The sequence below is a fragment of the Borrelia nietonii YOR genome (genome assembly GCF_023035795.1).
Classification (GTDB): Bacteria; Spirochaetota; Spirochaetia; order Borreliales; family Borreliaceae; genus Borrelia; species Borrelia hermsii.
This window is the reverse complement of the sequence record NZ_CP073148.1, coordinates 26,177-45,235: the sequence shown is the minus strand read 5'-3', so window position 1 is coordinate 45,235 and position 19,059 is coordinate 26,177. Positions and strand designations below refer to the sequence as shown.

General features: G+C 27.3%; 17 protein-coding genes. 13 read left to right on the top strand and 4 right to left on the bottom strand.

Annotation, left to right across the window (positions count from 1 at the left end; genetic code table 11):
- Positions 1-8 precede the first annotated feature (8 nt).
- From bhYOR_RS00220 to phoU, 4 genes are read left to right on the top strand one after another with little or no spacing between them, the layout of a single operon-like run.
- Complete coding sequence (locus bhYOR_RS00220) at positions 9-2,462, top strand: AAA family ATPase (RefSeq protein ID WP_025399403.1); 2,454 nt, start codon at positions 9-11, stop codon at positions 2,460-2,462.
- A 27-nt stretch (positions 2,463-2,489) separates the two neighbouring features.
- A complete protein-coding gene (locus tag bhYOR_RS00215; protein ID WP_025399402.1) occupies positions 2,490-2,876 on the top strand; it encodes a hypothetical protein in 387 nt (128 codons plus the stop codon).
- Positions 2,873-3,919, top strand: coding sequence for a hypothetical protein (locus bhYOR_RS00210; RefSeq protein ID WP_247088147.1), 1,047 nt, complete (start codon positions 2,873-2,875; stop codon positions 3,917-3,919). Before bhYOR_RS00215 ends, bhYOR_RS00210 begins: the two co-directional genes overlap by 4 nt.
- Before the next feature lie 11 nt (positions 3,920-3,930).
- Positions 3,931-4,602, top strand: coding sequence for a phosphate signaling complex protein PhoU (phoU, locus tag bhYOR_RS00205; RefSeq protein ID WP_025399400.1), 672 nt, complete (start codon positions 3,931-3,933; stop codon positions 4,600-4,602).
- A gap of 47 nt (positions 4,603-4,649) precedes the next feature.
- Here phoU and bhYOR_RS00200 read toward each other — a convergent pair whose 3' ends face one another.
- Complete coding sequence (locus bhYOR_RS00200) at positions 4,650-5,486, bottom strand: CheR family methyltransferase (protein ID WP_038446115.1); 837 nt, start codon at positions 5,484-5,486, stop codon at positions 4,650-4,652.
- Between the two features lie 187 nt (positions 5,487-5,673).
- Between bhYOR_RS00200 and bhYOR_RS00195 the strand changes: the two genes are divergently transcribed.
- From bhYOR_RS00195 to bhYOR_RS00170, 6 genes are all read left to right on the top strand, one after another.
- A complete protein-coding gene (locus bhYOR_RS00195; RefSeq protein WP_025433951.1) occupies positions 5,674-7,182 on the top strand; it encodes a peptidylprolyl isomerase in 1,509 nt (502 codons plus the stop codon).
- Between the two features lie 55 nt (positions 7,183-7,237).
- Positions 7,238-8,689 carry a pallilysin-related adhesin gene (locus bhYOR_RS00190; protein ID WP_025433950.1) on the top strand — a complete coding sequence of 484 codons (1,452 nt, stop codon included), beginning with the start codon at positions 7,238-7,240 and terminating at the stop codon, positions 8,687-8,689.
- Positions 8,690-8,694: 5 nt separating this feature from the next.
- A complete protein-coding gene (locus tag bhYOR_RS00185; protein ID WP_025399396.1) occupies positions 8,695-9,468 on the top strand; it encodes a lysophospholipid acyltransferase family protein in 774 nt (257 codons plus the stop codon).
- Positions 9,455-11,251 (top strand): DNA topoisomerase IV subunit B, encoded by a 1,797-nt coding sequence (locus bhYOR_RS00180; RefSeq protein ID WP_025433949.1) that lies wholly within the window; start codon positions 9,455-9,457, stop codon positions 11,249-11,251. Before bhYOR_RS00185 ends, bhYOR_RS00180 begins: the two co-directional genes overlap by 14 nt.
- A complete protein-coding gene (locus tag bhYOR_RS00175) occupies positions 11,251-13,134 on the top strand; it encodes a DNA topoisomerase IV subunit A (protein ID WP_025399394.1) in 1,884 nt (627 codons plus the stop codon). Before bhYOR_RS00180 ends, bhYOR_RS00175 begins: the two co-directional genes overlap by 1 nt.
- Before the next feature lie 84 nt (positions 13,135-13,218).
- Positions 13,219-13,758 carry a P13 family porin gene (locus bhYOR_RS00170; protein WP_025399393.1) on the top strand — a complete coding sequence of 180 codons (540 nt, stop codon included), beginning with the start codon at positions 13,219-13,221 and terminating at the stop codon, positions 13,756-13,758.
- A gap of 137 nt (positions 13,759-13,895) precedes the next feature.
- Here bhYOR_RS00170 and smpB read toward each other — a convergent pair whose 3' ends face one another.
- Together smpB and bhYOR_RS00160 are read right to left on the bottom strand one after the other, a co-directional pair.
- Positions 13,896-14,351, bottom strand: a complete 456-nt coding sequence (gene smpB / locus bhYOR_RS00165) for an SsrA-binding protein SmpB (protein ID WP_025399392.1) — start codon at positions 14,349-14,351, stop codon at positions 13,896-13,898.
- Positions 14,348-15,814: a PEGA domain-containing protein gene (locus tag bhYOR_RS00160; protein WP_025399391.1), complete on the bottom strand. Its 1,467-nt coding sequence runs from the start codon at positions 15,812-15,814 to the stop codon at positions 14,348-14,350. Before bhYOR_RS00160 ends, smpB begins: the two co-directional genes overlap by 4 nt.
- A gap of 184 nt (positions 15,815-15,998) precedes the next feature.
- Between bhYOR_RS00160 and lepB (bhYOR_RS00155) the strand changes: the two genes are divergently transcribed.
- From lepB (bhYOR_RS00155) to bhYOR_RS00145, 3 genes are read left to right on the top strand one after another with little or no spacing between them, the layout of a single operon-like run.
- Positions 15,999-16,979 carry a signal peptidase I gene (gene lepB / locus bhYOR_RS00155; RefSeq protein WP_025399390.1) on the top strand — a complete coding sequence of 327 codons (981 nt, stop codon included), beginning with the start codon at positions 15,999-16,001 and terminating at the stop codon, positions 16,977-16,979.
- Between the two features lie 2 nt (positions 16,980-16,981).
- Positions 16,982-17,617, top strand: coding sequence for a signal peptidase I (lepB, locus tag bhYOR_RS00150; protein WP_025399389.1), 636 nt, complete (start codon positions 16,982-16,984; stop codon positions 17,615-17,617).
- Entirely contained in the window at positions 17,607-18,038 is a 432-nt protein-coding gene (locus bhYOR_RS00145) for a DUF188 domain-containing protein (protein WP_025399388.1), read from the top strand. Before lepB (bhYOR_RS00150) ends, bhYOR_RS00145 begins: the two co-directional genes overlap by 11 nt.
- Here bhYOR_RS00145 and bamB read toward each other — a convergent pair.
- On the bottom strand, positions 18,024-19,055 hold the full coding sequence (gene bamB, locus bhYOR_RS00140) for an outer membrane protein assembly factor BamB (protein WP_025399387.1): 1,032 nt from the start codon (positions 19,053-19,055) through the stop codon (positions 18,024-18,026). The genes bhYOR_RS00145 and bamB overlap by 15 nt on opposite strands.
- Positions 19,056-19,059 lie beyond the last annotated feature (4 nt).

Sequence of the window (19,059 nt, the reverse complement as noted above, 5' to 3'; positions counted from 1 at the left end):
GAGTAGCTTTGTTTTTAGAAAAAATAGGCCTTTTAGGCTTTAAATCTTTTGTTAAAATGCAGGAATTAAAATTAAATAGTAGTTTAAATTTTATTGTAGGGCCTAATGGTTGTGGAAAAAGTAATTTATTAGATGCAATTCGTTTTTGTATAGGGGAGGATAATTTAAGTATTTTAAGAGTTAAACATATGACAGATTTGATTTCTACTTCTAAGTCAGGAGAATCAAATTTTGCGGAGGTAACTCTTTTCTTTAATAATGAAGATTTATCTGTCAGTGATTTTAGAGATAGATTTTACATTAGAAGAAGGCTTTATAAAGATGGCACAAGTGAATATTTTTTGAATGATGATACTTTAAATCTTAAAAGTTATACAAGCCTTATCAATAAGTTAAGGCTAAAGAATTCGCCTTATATGTTTATTAATCAAGGTAAAATTGAAAGAATTTCTTCAAGTGGGAATATTAATTTAAAATCTTTAATAGAAGAGGCAAGTGGAATAGATATGCTTAGGGTTGAAGAGGAACAGGCATATAAGAGATTGGAAAAGTCCAAAGAGAATTTAAATTCTCTTTGGACTTTAAGGGATGAGCTAAATAATAAATATGAAAAGATTAAAAATGATTTTTTGCTTAAGGGTAAGTATCAAAAATTAAAAAAAGATTTAGAGGTATTGGAAAAGAACTTAAGATTAAAAAAACTCTTTAATATTAATTTTGAGTTAAATGAACTTAAGAGCAAATTAGATATTAAGGATATAGATAAGATTTTATCTTTAAATAGCTTTTCTATTGAAAGTGTTAAAGAAAAGTTAGAATTTTATTCTTTTAGAGAAAAGAATGTTATTAAAAACATTGAGGTAATTAAAAAGGAAATTGAAACTTTAAAATCTAAACTACTTGAAATAGAAATCAAAATTCAAAAATTAGAACATGACAGAAAAGGAAAATTAAATTTAGCAAATATTTTTATGAGCAATAAGGTGCAAATTGAATCAGTAAAGGTTAGCATAAATGAAGAACTAATGAATTTGAATAATGCTCTTCAAGCTAAGAAGAAAGATTTTTTTGATCTTACTGATGAGATAAATAGGTATACTAGAAGTTTTTTTGAAATTATTGATTTGGTCTTATCAATTTCTAAGGAGAGTAACATTGAAGAATTTGAGCTACTCAAGAAAAATATTTTGAATTCTTTAAAGTTTTTTGAAGATACCTTAAGCATAAAATATATTAAAGAGATTAGGGAAAATTTACTTAAATATATAGTCAAGGAAGATAAACTTTTAAATTTATTAAAGGAAAAAATTGAACCTATATTTGAGCAAAATGTCGATTTAAGAAAATTTTTGCTTTCAAAAAATAATTCTAAGGCTAGTCTTGCAAAGGAAATTACTACTATTGAGACCTTGGTATCAGATAAAACTATAAAATTAAACGAGATCTTAGGAGAGATTGAATATACAGAACTTTCTAGGCTTAAGAATGAAGATGAGATTAAATTAATAGATAGTAATTTAAAATTTTTATTTGAAACTAGGGATGAGCTTGGAGAAAGGCTTAATAATTTGAACTTAAAGTTAGACGAATTAAGTTTGGAGAGAAGTGATATTAGTGTTAATTTGGATAAATTTTTAAGTGAAGCTAAGGGTAATGAATTGGTTGCTAGTAATGAGATTAATTCTTTAAATTTGTTAGATGCTTTTAAAAATTCATCTTATTATGAATATATGAAAAAACAGGCGGAATATGATGTTTTGTTTAATTCTAGTTTAGATATTGAGGATGAGATAAAAGATTTTAATCGTGTTAATAAGAATTTGGAAAAGTTTAAACTTACAGAAGATATGGCAAAAATAGATGCTTTACAAAAAGAAATCAATATTATTGAACATAATAATTATATTTTCTTTAATGTTGAGAGAGAATATAATGAGATAAAAGAAAAGGTTGAAAAAATAGGTCTGCAAATAGATGATTTAAACTTGACTAAGGAATCCCTAAGTAAGCTAAGGAGAAAAATAAAGAGGGAAATTGATAAAAGATTTAATGATGCTTTTGGTGAGATTAATAGCCATTTTATTTATTTTTTTAGTAGAATGTTTAAGGGCAATGGGAGTCTTTTTTATGATAAGGACTTAGGTGAGATAGAAATCAAAATAGACTTTAAATATAAGTTAGCTAAGAGAAATAAAATGCTTTCTGGGGGAGAACATTCTTTAATTAGCATAATATTTTTATTTGCTTTGTATTATTATTCTCCAGCTTCATTTTGTGTGCTCGATGAAATAGATGCTTTTCTTGATTTTGAAAATAGTAACAAACTTTCAGGGCTTTTAAAGGAGCTTGGTCAGAGAGTTCAATTGTTGATAATAACTCATAATATGTATGTTGCACAAGGGAGTAAAAATTTAATCGGTGTTACTAGTGATAATGGAGAAAGTGTAATATTTAATATATAATTTATTTAGTATATTAGGGAAATTATTATGAGAGAGAAAAAATTTCATTTTCAGAAATATTTTTTAATTTTGATATTTTTATCGATTATTGTTTCTTTTCTTACTTATTTTTATTCATATAGAATGATTGAAAATACCCGCAGTAGTGTAGAAGAAGATTTAAGTCGAAAATTAAAGTTACTTAATATAGAAGATTTTTATTTTGATTTAAATTCTAGTCTAAATATGGATGATTTTTTCTTTCCCAAACCTGATCTTCCTGATGGTAAATTGGAGGATGGTGTAGTGCATCATCAGTCAATTAGTGAGGAGCTTCTTAAGAGTCTTTGGGTAAAGTCAGATAATTTGTTTAATATTGATTTGGAAGAAAAAAATGAATCATTAGTTGATAAGATTTTGGAAAATTATAAGTGAGTAAAGAATGTTTTATTTATTGTAATTTTTTATTTTTTATTGTTAGCATAATATCTTCTTTAGCTTTTGAAAATCGATATAGTACGTATGAGCTTGATTTTAGTAGTGAGCAGCAAGAATTTTTGGTAAATACTAATTCAAAATTTAATTTTTTTTTTAAAGATGCATCTTGGATTTATATTAAGAATGCTAAGAATAATGCCTTTATTAAACTTTTAGCAGAATCTTATCAGGATGGGGCTATGTTTACTTTTCAAACTTCAAGGAATGTCGGCATTATTATGTTAGCTTTTAGATATCAAAATGTAAAGGATTCTAGGGAGTTTACTAAAAATGTAATTTTAAGGATTGCAAGGGAAAGAGAATCTTCTAAATTAGATGAAATCAAACCTGAGGATAATTTGGATTTAGATAAAGGAATTAAAACTGATAAAAGCTTTGGGTTAAGTGATAAGAGTAATAATAATTCAAGCTTGAAAGATATTATGAGGAGAGCTTTAAACTTATCTTACATTAATGACTATAAGGGAGCAATTGAGTTACTTAATAGGTACGATTTTAATGATGATGAATATATTTTATTAAAGGCCGAGCTTTATTATAAGAGTGGGGATTATTTAAATTCTTACTTGGGTTATTTGAGTTTGAGAGATAAATATTTTAATAAGATTTTTTTAAATCTTATTAATCTTGGAATTAAATTGAATAAGGTGGAAAATGTATTAAAAGATGTTAAATTTTTAGTAGAGAATAATGTTGCTTTTGGTGAGGATATTTATCTTGATATTCTTGAATTTTTGTTAATGAATCGCGAGTATGAGTTTTTTTTGAATTTAAGTTTGCTATACTATCCAAAGTATATAAATTCAAGGTTTCCAGATAGATATAGCTATTTGTTGGGCAAGCTATATGAGACTGAGAGCAAGTATAAGGATTTTGCAAAGTCTCTTAGTTATTATAAAAGAGTTATTGATAGCTATCCTTTTAGCAGTTATTATGAGCTCTCTAAATTGAGATATTTATTTTTAAAACGGTTTTTTTAGGAGAATTTGGTATGGTTAGGCGTAAACTTACTAAACAACTTGAAGTTATTAAAGATTATCTTTGGGATATGAAGGAGTGTGTTCTTAAAATAATAGAAAACTCGTTAATAGCTTTGGAATCTAGAGACAAAAATTTGGCTAAAAAGATTATCAATGAAGATGAAAAAATGATAGACGATTATCAATATGATATTGAGGATTTATGTGGGCGAATAATTGCTACTGAACATCCTGTTGCTACTGAACTTAGAGAAATTTTGGCAATTATTAAAATAATTAGTTCTCTTGAGCGTATTGCGGATCATTCTACTAAAATTGTAAAGGTCGTACTCCTTTTAGAATCTAATGAAGGGGATTTTTCTTCAGTTGACATTTATCAGAAGCCTTTAAGGGAAATGGCAGACACAGCAAAAGATATGCTTGCAAATATTTTTGATGCTTACTTTGATGGAGATTTTATTAAAATACTTAAAATAGTAAAGTACGATAACATTATAGATAAACTATTTTCAAAGCAAAGAACGGTTGTGATTGATGCGATGAAAAATAATCCAGAGAATTTAGATTATCTTTTAAATATATTATTTTTAAATAGTTTTTTAGAAAGAGTTGGAGACCATGTTGCAACGATAGGTGAGTTGCTTTATTTTGTTAAAGTAGGAGAGAAAGTAAATCTGACCTAAAGAAATATGCATTTAAGTGGTAAATAGGCAATTGTAAGTTGCTTTATTTAATTGATTTTTTTGTATGTTGCTGGCATGATGTACTCTAAATTTTTATTGCCCCTAATTGTTTCTGAATGACCAATGAACAAATAAGAATCATCTTTTAAATGCTGATTGAATTTTTCAGCAAGTTTATTTCTAGTTTTTTCATCAAAATAAATCATTACATTTCTGCAAAAGATTAAATCAAATTTTTTCTTGAATGGAAAAAATTCATTCATTAGATTTAATTTTTTAAATTGAATCCTTTTTTTGAGTATGTCTTTGACTTCAAATTTATTACTTGTAAGTTTATTTAAATATTTGCTTTTTAAATGTTTTGGGAGTGTCTTTACCCGATCTTCTGGATAAATTCCCCGTTTAGCTTCATTAAGAACAGTAATTGAAATATCTGTTGCTAAGATTTTTACTTTGCAGTGGATTTTGTTGTTGTCTATGTATTCGTTTAATATCATTGCAATTGTATATGCTTCTTCTCCACTTGAACATCCAGCTGACCATATTCTAATTTCTTCTTCTGATTGCGCCATTTGTTTAAGCATTTTGGGCAAAAGTTTGTTCTCAAGAAATTCAAAATGATTAGGTTCTCTAAAAAAATAAGTGTGATTTGTTGATATTTTATCCACTAATTCTATTAAAGATATTTGATTTTTTTGATTTTCTAAGTAATTAATATATTCTGTAAAACTGTTCAAATTTTTTGCTTTGATTATTGATGATAATCGACTTTCAATTAATAATTTTTTTTTCTCTGTAAGATTAATACCGAAGTTATTATAAATTATTTTGGTGAGCTTGCTAAGCTCTTCTTGATTGATTTTGATGTTAAATTCATTGTGCATACGCGTTATCTTTTATCACATTTTTCATTATTAAGCTATAGGGATCTCTTAAGTTCCCAAAACATTTACATACATTTATGATACCAAAAATGTTTTTTGATATAAATGTTTTAATTGAAATAATATGTTAATTATGCTATTTTAGTATTTAAAATGTTATTTTACTTAAATATTAAAGGTTGTTTTTATGCGTAAGAGAGTAAGAGAGACAAAAGAAATTATATCCAAATTTGATTTTAATGATAAAAGGGTTGGGATATGGGGGCTTTTAGCACTTATCTTAATTGTATTTGGGTTTATTATTGCACCCTTAATGCCAGGCTTATTTGATACTACTGATTCATCTAATTTAAAATTTGGATCTTATAAAGGACAACCAATTTATTATGAAAAAGGTAATAAATTGGCTCAATATGTTAATTCTTACTCAAATTTTTATTCTAAATTAAAAAAAGATAACAATCTTGATATAGAATATTTTATTTGGAACTTGGCTTTTATGAAATATGTTGAAGATATTGCCTTTTTGGATTTGGCAAAGACTAATAGCTTCTATGTTTCAAAAAATATTTTGAATAAAAATTTAATGAGCTCTCCTGTGTATTTAGACTCTAGTGGTAATTTTAGTCCTAAGAGATATAATAAAGTTTCTGATTATCAAAAGTTTAAAATTCATAGTGAAGCAGTAGAGAACTTACTCTCTTCAAACATCCAAGTTTTTTTAAGCAGCAGCTTTATATTGCCAGATTCTATCCCGAATGCTATTAAAAGTATGAGTGAAGTTAGAAAGAATATTGCTTATGTTGAACTCTCATATCAAGATTTTCCGAAAGATGAGGTCAGCTCTTATGCTGAGCAGAACCAAAAGTTATTTAAGAGTTTAGATATTGTGTCTATTCGTTTTAAAAATTTAGGGGATGCTGGTGATGCTTATGAAAAATTGTCTAAGGGTATGCCTTTTGAAGAGGTTGCTAAATTTTATTCCGAAGACGTTACTAATTTTAAAGGTGTTGCTTCTTCTAGGAAATATTATTTTGATTTGGATCTTAATCTTGAGAAAAAGGAAGATCTTGCTGCAATTTTTTCTTTGAAGATGAATGAATTTACGAGTCCTATTAAATCCAAGAATGGAAATGAATATGAGATATACAAAGCATTAAGCAATGTTTATGATTTTGATAAAAATTCAGAGCATGATATTAATGCTGTTAGGAATTACATAGAAACTTATGAACCAAATGTTATTGAAACTTTTCTTGAGAATAAGCTTAATGGTGTTTTGAGTGAAATTAGTTCTGATGGATCGCAACAAGTTTTAAAAAAACATAATTTGGCAATAAAAGAAGATACTGTTAATCTTGCTTATAATATGAATGTTTATCCTAGTACTATAAAGGAACTCTCAAATTTTAGTAATAGTAAGGATTTTTATGATGTTATTTTTGATTTGAAAGAAGGTCAATGGTCTAAGCCTTTTCTAGCAGATCACAAAGTTTATTTATTTTCTTTGCGTTCAAGTGTTAATTATTCTGTTAGTTCTGATAATGTAATTAAAGAAGATCGTATTTTTGATAGTCTTTATCAGGCGAATAATAAGTTAGTGAGAGATTATGTTTTGAATAAAAATAATTTTAAGGAAAATTTTAATGAGGCATTTTTTTCTTTGCAGGATTTTGGTTTAAAGACCAGCAATTAAGTATGTTGCAAAAATTTAAGTTGTTGGTGAAAATAATAGGTAAAAATCATGTGATATGTGTTTTAAAAAATGGATTATATTTCTTCTTTTGATTTTATTTTCTTGTGTTAAGGGAAATAAGGATTTTATTGTTTTTAATAAAGAGATAAAGAAAGTTAGTAAAATAAATTATTCTGATGTGGATGTAAGTGGAGATACTGGAGATGATGTTTTTGGTTCTCTTATTGATCTTAAGGGTTACAAGATTCTGTCAGTTCATCAGGAAAATTTAAATTTAGATGTTTATTTTGAACAAGTAGTTTTAGCGCAAAATTTTGCGGATCTTAAAACTTATTTATTTATTATTGGTTTTGATCCAAAAAGTCATGGGGCAGTCGTTCTTTTTAAAACACAAGTAGATATTGATTCTAAAAATTCTTACAATATGTATCTTGAAGATATTACTGGTGATTATGATTTTGATATAGTAGTTCAAGGTTTTTTAAATGAAGATTCTGTTTTGTATGTCTTTCAAAGAGCTGTTGCTAATAATGTTGCATCGTATAGACCTATATTTTTTGATAAGGTGAATGGAAGTATTATTATAAATAAATATGAGAGATCTTCAGCTTATGATGATAAGAGATCAAGGGAGAGTTATTCTATTTCTTTAGAAAGGTATGAAAAGCAGGGTGAGGATATGGTAATAAGTAAAATAGAAAAGTATGAGTATTCTCAATTGCAAGGTAAGTATTATCCTTTGTCCGCTAGTGAGAAGATCAGGCGAATAGATAACGATGTATATAAGACTTTAAAGCATTTGCCCAAAGATGAAGTTTATAAATTTTTGTATGGTGTTTGGTATGATAGTGATGCACATCAACGTTTAGGGAAATCAAATCCTGAAAATGTTTTATTTTTATCGTTTAATAGGCATCTTAATGAAATTAGTATTTTTAAGAACAATTCTCAAGAAATAGCACACATTGAGTATATCTCAAGACCTGCTTATAATACTCTTAATATTAGTACCAGGTCTATTTTTTCAGATTTAATAGTGTATAATTTTTGGATTAAAATCATTGATATTGATAATATTGAAATAAAAATTGATACTGGAACTGATGCTTATGATAAGTATGGATTCTCAGGTGTTTTTAAACGGTTTAATGATTCTGTTTTAGTTGATGATTCAGAGAATCCTTTGTTTATTCCAAATGGTAATTATGTGTGTAAGGATATAATTTATGATTTTTCTTATCCTAATCTTACTTATATTGTTGGGGATAACATTTATTATGGAATTTTTAATGTTTTTAGTTTAAATAATAATTTAGTGCTTGAGTATGAAATTAGCATGGATGAAAATAAGATAAGAGCAGCCTTTATTATTGAGTATAGCGAGCGAATAGTGCAGAAGCAAAAGTTTTCTACAATTGTTCTTAATCCTATTAAAATTTTAAAAGATGAAGTAAATTTGATGAAAGGGCAGAAATTGAAACTTGAAAGGATAGAGAAATTAGGATAAATTTTATGAAAATATTAAGAAGTATTGTAACTTATATTAATTTTTTTTTCTTCATTTTGATTTTTACTGTTTTATTTCCAGTATTTTTAATTTTTAAACTTTTTAAGTTTGAAAATCATTTTATAAACTTTAGTTTTATATTAGTTAGATTTGCTATTAAGAGTTGTTTGTGGTTTGCTGGAATTAAGGTTGTTATTACAAAAGATAATGATTGTTCTTTTCAGAAGGGTGGTGTAGTCATTATGGCAAATCATATTGCTTCAATGGATCCACTTTTTTTAATTTATGTCTTTGCAAAACCCTTTGTGATAGTTGCTAAGAGATCGCTTTTAAACATTCCGTTAGTTAATTTTTTATTAATTTCTATGGGAGCTATTTTTGTAAATAGAAATAGCATAAAATCATCTGCTATTACTCAAAGGAAAGCGACTAAGGTTATTCAAGAGGGGGGGGTTATTGGAATTTTTCCTGAAGGTACTAGGAATAGAGGTAAGGATACAAAAGATTTTAAAAGAGGTTCTGTTAATCTGGCTTTAAGGACAAATTCTCCAATTATTCCTGTTACTTTGTTTAATACGCATAAGGTTTTTGTTAAAAATTTGATATTGAATTCGGGATTATCCATATATGTACATATTCATTCTTTAATAGATGTTTCTAATTTGACAAATGATGAAAAAGAGAGGCTTCATATTATTGTTAGAGATAAGATAGTTAAAAAACTAGAAATAATGAAAATTCAATATAATATTGATAGGAATTTAAATGAAGACAAATAATTATGATGAGAGTAAGATTGTTACATTATCTTCCCTTGAGCATATTAGGTTGCGATCTGGAATGTATATTGGGAGATTGGGAGATGGCTCTAATATTGATGATGGTATTTACATTTTAGTTAAAGAGATCATCGATAATTCAATTGATGAATTTATTATGGGTCATGGCAAAGAAATTGTGATAAAAAAGGAAGATAATGTCATGAGTGTAAGGGATTATGGTCGTGGAATTCCTCTTGGAAAAGTTGTAGAGAGTGTTTCTGTTATTAATACTGGTGCTAAATATAATGATGATGTTTTCCAATTTTCTGTAGGACTTAATGGCGTTGGAACTAAGGCCGTTAATGCTTTAAGCTCAAAATTTTTAGTAAGGTCAATAAGGGAAGGAAACTTCTTTGAGGCTATTTTTTCAAAAGGAAATTTAATTAAGTCTACAGAGGGTAAATCTGATGAGCAGGATGGCACTTATATTGAATTTTTAGCTGATACTGAGATTTTTGGTAAATATAAATATAGTGAAGATTTTTTACGAAGAAGATTTTTTCACTATGCTTGCTTAAATAAAGGTTTAAAAATTAATTATAATGATCAGATTTTTCAATCTGATAATGGACTTCTTGATTTTATAAATGCTGAGATTAAAGATGAAGATTTACTTTATAATTTTGTTTATTATTCTAGTAAGACTTTAGAATTTGCCTTCTCTCATACAAACAATTATGGCGAAACATATTTTTCATTTGTAAATGGACAGTATACTAGTGATGGGGGTACCCATCAGACAGGCTTTAGAGAAGGTTTTGCTAGAGCCATTAATGATTTTTTAAAAAAAACATATTCATCTACTGATATTAGAGAAGGACTTGTAGCTACTCTTTCAGTTAAGATAAAAGATCCAATATTTGAAAGTCAGACTAAGAATAAGCTTGGTAATATTGAAACTAGAAGCAATGTTGCTAAGGAAGTACAAAGGGTAATCTTAGAGATTCTTTATAAAGATAAGACACTTGCAAAGGCAATTGAAAGCAAAGTTGTTGACAATGAACGTCTTAGAAAAGAATTGAGTAGCGTACGTAGAGAGGCAAAAGAGAGAGCTAAGAGAATATCTTTTAAAATTCCTAAGCTTAAGGATTGTAAATTCCACTTTAATGAAAAGAGTATGCATGCTGATTCGACTATGATCTTCTTAACAGAAGGGGATTCTGCAACAGGTTCAATGGTCTCTTGTAGAGATGTATATACACAGGCTATATTTTCTCTTCGTGGTAAGCCTCAAAACATGTTTGAAAAAAATAAGTCTGAGATATATAAAAATGAAGAACTTTACAATATGATGGTGGCTCTTGGTATTGAAGAATCAATTGAAAATTTGAGATATAATAAGATAGTAATTGCTACAGATGCAGATTTTGATGGTTTTCATATTAGGAATTTGCTTTTAACATTTTTCTTGACTTATTTTGAAGATTTGGTTTTAAATAAACATATCTATATTTTAGAAACACCACTCTTTAGAGTAAGAAATAAAAGTTCCACTATTTATTGTTATTCTGAAGAAGAGAAGCAAAAAGCTATTTTTGAACTTAAAAATCCAGAAGTTACAAGATTTAAAGGACTTGGAGAGATTTCTCCAAGTGAGTTTAGGAGTTTTATTGATGTTGCTACTATTAAACTTACAAAAGTAGATCTTGTCAACATTAAGGAAATAAAAGAGCAACTAGGGTTTTATATGGGGCCAAATACTCCTGAGAGGCGAAACTTTATTATGGAGAATTTAATCTAATGGATATTAAAACATTACTTAAGGATAATTTTTTACAGTATTCATCTTATGTCATTAAGGATCGTGCAATTGCTAGTGTTATTGATGGATTTAAGCCTGTGCAGAGACGGATCATACATTCTCTTTTTGAGATGAATGATGGTAATTTTCATAAGGTTGCAAATGTTGTTGGAAATGCAATGAAATACCATCCCCATGGAGATACTTCAATTTATGAAGCACTTGTTAATATGGCAAATAAGGATTTATTTATTGAAAAACAAGGAAATTTTGGTAATCTTTTAACGGGTGACCCTGCTTCTGCATCGCGTTATATTGAATGTCGATTGACCCCTCTGGCATTTGAGGTGCTTTATAGCAAGGAAATAACATCTTATGAGCCTTCTTATGATGGTCGTAATAATGAACCTTTGATTTTTCCCGCTAAAATTCCTGTAATACTTATTCAGGGAAGTGAAGGAATTGCTGTTGGAATGGCTGCTAAAATCCTTCCCCATAACTTTAATGAGATTTTAAGTGCTGTTAAGAGTGAGTTGCTTGGAGAGTCTTATGAGATTTATCCTGATTTTCCAACAGGTGGGATAGTCGATGTTAATGAGTATGCTGATGGAAATGGCAAAGTTTTGGTTCGTGCAAGAATTGAGACTACAGATGATAATAAGGCCATTTTAATAAAAGAATTGCCATTTGGAGAAACCACTGAAAGTTTGATAGCTTCAATTGAGAGAGCTATTCGAAAAAATTATATTAAGGTCTCAAGTATTAACGATTTTACTACTGAGAATGTAGAGATTGAATTAACTCTTCCAAGAGGAGTTTATGCAAGTGAAGTTATTGAAAAACTGTATCATTATACGAATTGTCAAGTTTCTATTTCTGTTAATTTGCTTTTACTGAGTGAGAGATATCCTGTTATCTATACTATCACAGATATTATCAAGTTCCATGCTGAGCATTTGCAAAAGGTTTTAAAGATGGAACTTGAACTAGAAAAAAGTAAAATACTTGAAAAAATATTCTCTAAGACCTTGGAGCAAATATTTATTGAAAAGAAGATTTATAAAATTCTTGAGACTATTTCAAAAGAATCTGATGTTGTTGGTATTGTGCTTAGTGAAATTTTAAAGTATAAAGATAGCTTGTCTAGAGATATTGTTTTAGATGATATTGAAAATTTACTTAAAATTCCTATTAGAAAAATAAGTATGTTTGATATTGATAAGAACAATAAAGATATCAGGGCTTTAAGTAAAGACTTACGAAGTGTAGAGAGTAATATTAAGTCAATTAGAGGTTATTCAATAAATTTTATTGATAAACTTCTTGCAAAATATTCTAAAATTTATCATAGGAAGACGGAAATATCTCTTATTAAGTCAAAAAATGTTAGAGAAATAGCTACTAAAAATATGAAAGTTTATTTAAACTTAAAGGCAGGTTTTGTTGGAACCAGTCTTATTGATGGCGAGTTTATTGGTAATGCTAGCTATTATGATAAAATACTGATATTTAAAAAGAATTCTTATATTTTGAAAAATATTGAGGATAAAACCTTTATTGATAAGAATAATGTGAATGCTTTAGTTTATGATATAAATAATTCTAAAGATCAAGTGTTTTCTATAATTTATCTAAATAAAACTGATAATTTTTATTATGTTAAGAGATTTAAGATAGATAAGTTCATTACGGATAAGGTGTATAAATTTTTAAATGATGAGGATGAATTTGTAGATTTTGCTTTAAATCCAGGATTTGTAGAATTTTCTACTAGTAGAGATGTGATTAAAATGATTAATATTGATGATTTTATGATCAAATCACGAATTTCTGTTGGGAAAAGGATTGCAAGCAGTGCTATTAAAAAAGTTAAGTTTAAATAAATTTGTAGCAAAATTTAAAGATTGAATAATTTTCTTAATATGTATATAATTCAGAAGACGGATAATTTATTTGGGGGTGTATTTATGAAAAAAATATTGATTTTAATGCTAATTGTCCTTTATACTGTTGTTGGTTTTGCCCAAAGTTATGATGCGATGGCGTCTAATAGTGTGGGAACTGGTGGTAATGTGGAAAAGATGTTACTTTATGAGACTTATAAAAAAGATCCTTTAATTCCTTTCCTATTGAATTGTTTTGTGGGGTTTGGAATAGGATCTTTAGTACAGGGGGACATTACTGGCGGACTACTGATTTTAGGGTTTGATGCTTTGGGTTTAGGTTTATTAAGTTATGGTGCATATTCTATGGTTAACTCTGTTCCTGCAAGTGATGGTAGTAAGACATCAGTGGTTGCTTTATCTTTAGTTGCATTAGGGGGGGTTACTATGGCTTTAACACGACTTGTTGAAGTTATACTTCCCTTTACGCATGCGTCTAGTTACAATAGAAAACTTCAAGAAAATTTGGGAATTACATTGGGAGGATTTCAACCTGAAATTGATATGAGTTTTGATGAAGATACTAGGTTTATGTTTGAACTTTCTTTTATTAAGAGATATTGATTATAAAAGTCAAATAAGAATTGAGTAGTTATAATCTTGCTTATTTATAACTACTCTTAAATAATCTGGTAGTATTTGTTTTCAGTGCCTTTTAGGGTGTATTTATATTTCTAAAGCTTTATGATTGGATATTTAGTTTATTTATATTGTTTAATTTCACGACTTAGATCTTTTTTTATGCTTTTCTGTTTTAACATTTCTCGTTTATCAAATAATTTTTTGCCTTTGCATACTCCAAGTTCTACTTTTATTAATGAATTTTTTAGATAAATCGAGATAGGAATTAATGTGTATCCTTCTTTTTCTTTAAACTTTTTTAACTTTTGTATTTCTTTTTTTGTTATAAGAAGTTTTCTGCGTCTTATTTCTTCGTGATTGAAAATATTACCTTCTTTATATTTTGCTATATGTAAATTTTCAAGCCATATTTCATCTTTTTTAATGCTGGCAAAACTATCATTAAATGAAAATTTTTTTAATTTAATGGATTTAACTTCAGTTCCTTTTAAAACAATTCCACAACTTATTTTATCTTCAATGAAGTAATTGAATCTTGCTTTTTTGTTTTCAAGTAGTAATGAGTTCACATCTATTCCTTTTCAATAACTAGTCTAAATCCAATATTTGGAGAGCTCCAATATTTTAAAAATGAAGCTTTAGTTGAAGGTTTAAGTTTTGAGCTGTTATTATAGTTATATGTTCTAATCTCAGTGATTAGTGAGTTGAAATGTGAGTTTGCAGAATATATATCGTTTTCGTTTTGAAATAATATGGATTCATTGAAGCTTGAGCTTTGCATTAGATTCCAAAACCCAACTTTTTTAGATATTTCATTGATATTTAGATTTTCTATGGCCTTTGGTACTTCTCTTTGATATAATTCCCATTCTTGAGATATAGGAAGTCTTGCTTTAAATCCTTTAGGTAAATTTGAAGAATACCATTTAGCATATTCTATTGCTGCATGATAAGATATGTGTGTAATATCTTCATTTGAAGATATTTGTTTAAAAGTTTTAAGGTAACCTTCATCTACAAGTTCTTCTTTGATCAAATTATCTTTATTGTTTAGTGCCCACTTTGGATTTTCATTTAAAAAGTCTTGATATTCAGCTTTAGTCACATTTTTATTTTGGATTAAAAATTCTTTTAACTTATATGTAGTCTTAAGTGTAAGATCTTGTGAATATAATTTATAATTATGGATACTTTCAATATTTTGAGATGTTATCTTTTTAAAATTCTTTAGATACAAGTCTATGGTTTGAGTTTCAAATTTTAATATTTTTTTTTCACTTTTTAATTTTTCTATTAGTGTTTTAAACCATGTTTCATTGGATATTTGTTTTTGTTGTTCTTTGTCTAGATTTTCAAAAAACCAAATTATTGCTCTATTGTCTAGATTAAAGTTTTGTTGTAAAGATTCCCATATTTCTTTGTTGCTATTGTTTATTGAATAGGTATTTTTGTATGCTATGAGAAAGTCTTTAAACATTGTATTTGAATGTATATATGGAATGGAAGTTTTAAAGAATTTTTTTATATATTCTGGGCTATTTTGTAGGTCGTTTACAATTAATGAAAATACGGGAATTAGTCTTATATTATCGTTAGTATTTTTAATTTTTGTCATAACCGAGAGTTCTTTTTGTCTTTGTGCAATGATCTTGCCAGGATCTCTTAGTTTTAAATCAATATTTAATTTATAACTTGTGAAAAGTCTATTTTGTATGTCAATTTTTTTTTCATAAGTCTCAAAACCAAACCTTTGAATTTTTAAAGTTCCTTTGGTGGCATTTACATATTTTTGTAGTGGAGTTCTTCCAATGTATTTTTCATTTAGATAAACATGTGCATTATTGATATTAGTTTTTACCTTTAAGTATGCTCCAGGATTGTTTAATTTGGTGTTTACGATTAAACTAAATACTAGTATTAAGGGCAAGATAATTATTGTAAATAAAACGTAAATCTTTGGAGTTATTCCTAATATTGGTTTTAATTTTACTGTAAGTGATTCCTCATTAATATCAAGACCATCATTCTCTTTGAGCATATATAGTGATTATAAAAAAGTATTAAAAGAAATTCAATATTGCATATTTCTTTGTTTGTATTAATTAAAAAATACAAATAGGTTTATGCTTGATTGAAAATTATATTTTTTAATAAGGTTTTGTGGTTATGAAGATATTGATAATTATTGATTTTATGTATAATTTAGTTTTGAGGATGAGTATATGTATTTAAAAAGATTAGATAGGTTTGCTAATTTTTTAGTGGAGATTATTGAGAGATATTTAACTTATAGGAAGAAAAGGAAGTATTTTTATAAACTTAAAGCTAAAAGGCGAGGCTTTATGTTTAACTTTGTACTTGAACTTTTGGGTGCTTCAATTTTTGTTTTGGGAGTAAATCAGTATTTTTTACAAGCATATAGAATTCCATCGGGATCAATGGAAAATACCCTTCAGATTGGAGACTTGTTATTTGTGGATAAATTTTCTTATGGACCTGAACTTTTGCCGGGAGTATTTAAAATAGATGGAATCAAAGAACCAGCTGAAGCAGAGATTGTGATTTTTGAAAATGTTGAATATAAATCAAAAGGGCTTTTTTTTGATATTTTGCATAGATTACTTTATATGTTGACTTTCAGTTTTATTGATCTTGATAGAGATGAAAATGGAAATCCTAGTGTTAGATTCCTTGTCAAAAGGGCGTTGTTTGCAGATGGTAAGCTTGTAAGATTTCGAAATGGAACAGTGTTTGTTAAAAAGGAAGGAGAAGAAAGTTTTACAGAAGAAAATTCTTATAAAGCTGCATTAGGATATAATTTTGGTATTAAGAAGCTCATAGAAGATTCAGATTATAAAGTTTATGATAATCTTGCTATGTTTATTGCATTAAATCAATTAAGTGTTAATCTAGAGAATATATCCGATTTTTCATTTTTTAATGTTAGGGAAGTTGATAGATTTGAAGTTGAAAGATTGGAATATCGTTATTTGGTGGCTTTTATGCCATATGTTGATTATTACATGGAGAAGGCAATAATGAGAGATTATGGGATATATGTGCCTTATGGGTATGTATTGCCTGTTGGGGATAATAGAGATAATTCTTATGATGGTAGATTTTTTGGTGTCATAGATAAAAATAAGATTCTTGGTAAAGCTTTTTTTATGTATTTCCCTTTTTCTAGAATAGGTTTGATTTAAATATGGCAATGTATTTAACTTTCGAACAAAGACTTTTAAGAGAAAAGAGGAGGCAAAAGCTTTTTAAGATTATTTTATTGTTTTTGATATTAAATTATATTTTTACAAAATTTGTTTTACAAATTTTTACTTTTCAAGGTGATGAAATGTTGCCTTTAATAACAAAGAATAATAGTTTGATTTTTGTTTCAAAATATATACGATCTTTTTTTATTCCTTTAAAAGTGAATGATATTGTGCTTTATGAAGATTTAAGTTTAAGGGAAAATTTTATTTTAAATTTTTTCAGGGATTCATTTTTTTTAAAAAAAATTTTTAATACCAAAAATTATAAAATTGCAAAAATAGTTGCTATTCAAGGAGATGTGGTTTATGTGAAGAGTTTTGATGTCTTGGTTCATAGAAAAGCTAATAATTCTTATTATTTGAATGGCAACCTGATGAGTGGTTATAGATTAAATGATTTTTTTAACTCTAATGAAGTAATTAAGTGTTTTGCTTTAAAGAAAAATGAATTTTTTCTATTAAATGAGAATTTAAAGATTTTAAATGATTCTAGAGTATTTGGGCCTGTTAAGCAATCCCGTATTTTGTCTTTCTTAGTATTGAGGATAATGGATTATAAAATTGTTAAATAAGATTTTTGTTGATGCTGATTCTTGTAATTTAGAGATAATAAAATTTTTACAAAATTTTGTGTTAAATAGAAATGCGGAGCTTATTTTAGTTGCAAATAAGCATTTAAATTTAAAGATGTCAAAAAATGCTTATGTTAAAGTTGTAAGTGATGTTGATTCTTCTATTTTAGAATTAGTTGATAAGAATAGTATGGTGGTTACCAGGGACATAGTATTTGTTAAAAACTTATTGGATTTGCAAATTAAAGTTATGAATGATGAGGGTCAAGTTTTTGATATAAATAATATAAATTATTTATATTTCAGATCTAAATTAAATATTAATTTAGGCATTAAAGTTAAAAAATCCTTTCATAAAGAAGTTAATAGAGTGCGGTATTCAAATTTTGCAATGAATTTTCATCGTTTATTCTTTAGTTAGTTTTTTATTTTCAATTTTCCATAATCCTTTCCCTTGGGTTAGTATATAAATTGTTTCATTTGATATGGGTATAATATCATTAAGTCTTGTTTTACTTAATTGTGAACCATTGTAAGAACCTGGCAATACAGATTGTGAAGGTGGTTGCAGAGCAAACGTATTTTTATCTTTTATAAGTTCTACAAATCCATTATTGCTTCCGATAAGTATTGTTCCATTAACTTCTCTTGCAAAGTATGCAATAAATTCTCCTATTCCATCGCGATTAAATATTGGCTCTTTGTAGTTATTTGTGCTTGAGTATATTTTGAATTTGTTATCCGGTGTATCATGCTCTCTTCCAGTGAGTACCAGTGTTTCTGTGGTCCCACGGATGCTTGTTTCTATTATTGCCATTATTTCATTTGTTGAGTTAACATTTATAAATCCGCCACCATTTAGTTGCCAAATTTTTGCAAATCTTCCAGTAATTAAATTATTGTTATTTGATATTTGATAAAATTTATCATTATTGGTTGTGCCGTTGGGAGTTTGATCGATTCCATTTATATTTAGAATAATTTGATTACCATTTTCTCCTAATGCTAGAATATAAGCTGCAGTAATATTATTTTTACCTATTGATTTTAAGAATTTAATTGGAATTAAATTCTTTTGAAATTGAAATTTCCAATTGTTACCCTCAAGAGAGTAGAGTTCTAGTTGCCCATTTTTATTTTGAACTAATAAATATGTTGTTCCTGATATATTGACAAGATCAATTACAAATTCATAAGAGTTGCTAAAATTTACTCTTTCAATATTTCCATTTTCTTTTTTAAATAAATGCATAGCTGCGATATAAAGGGTATCATTGACTAATGAGATGCCACTTGGACTTGAGCTGTCTAAGATGTTATTATTGCTATTTATTTTTTGCAACTTGCTAAGCTGAGAAAAGATAGATTCACTTGAACATGATAGAACTAGTAGTGTTAATATTATTATTATAAATTTTGTAAAATATTTTTTATCCATATTT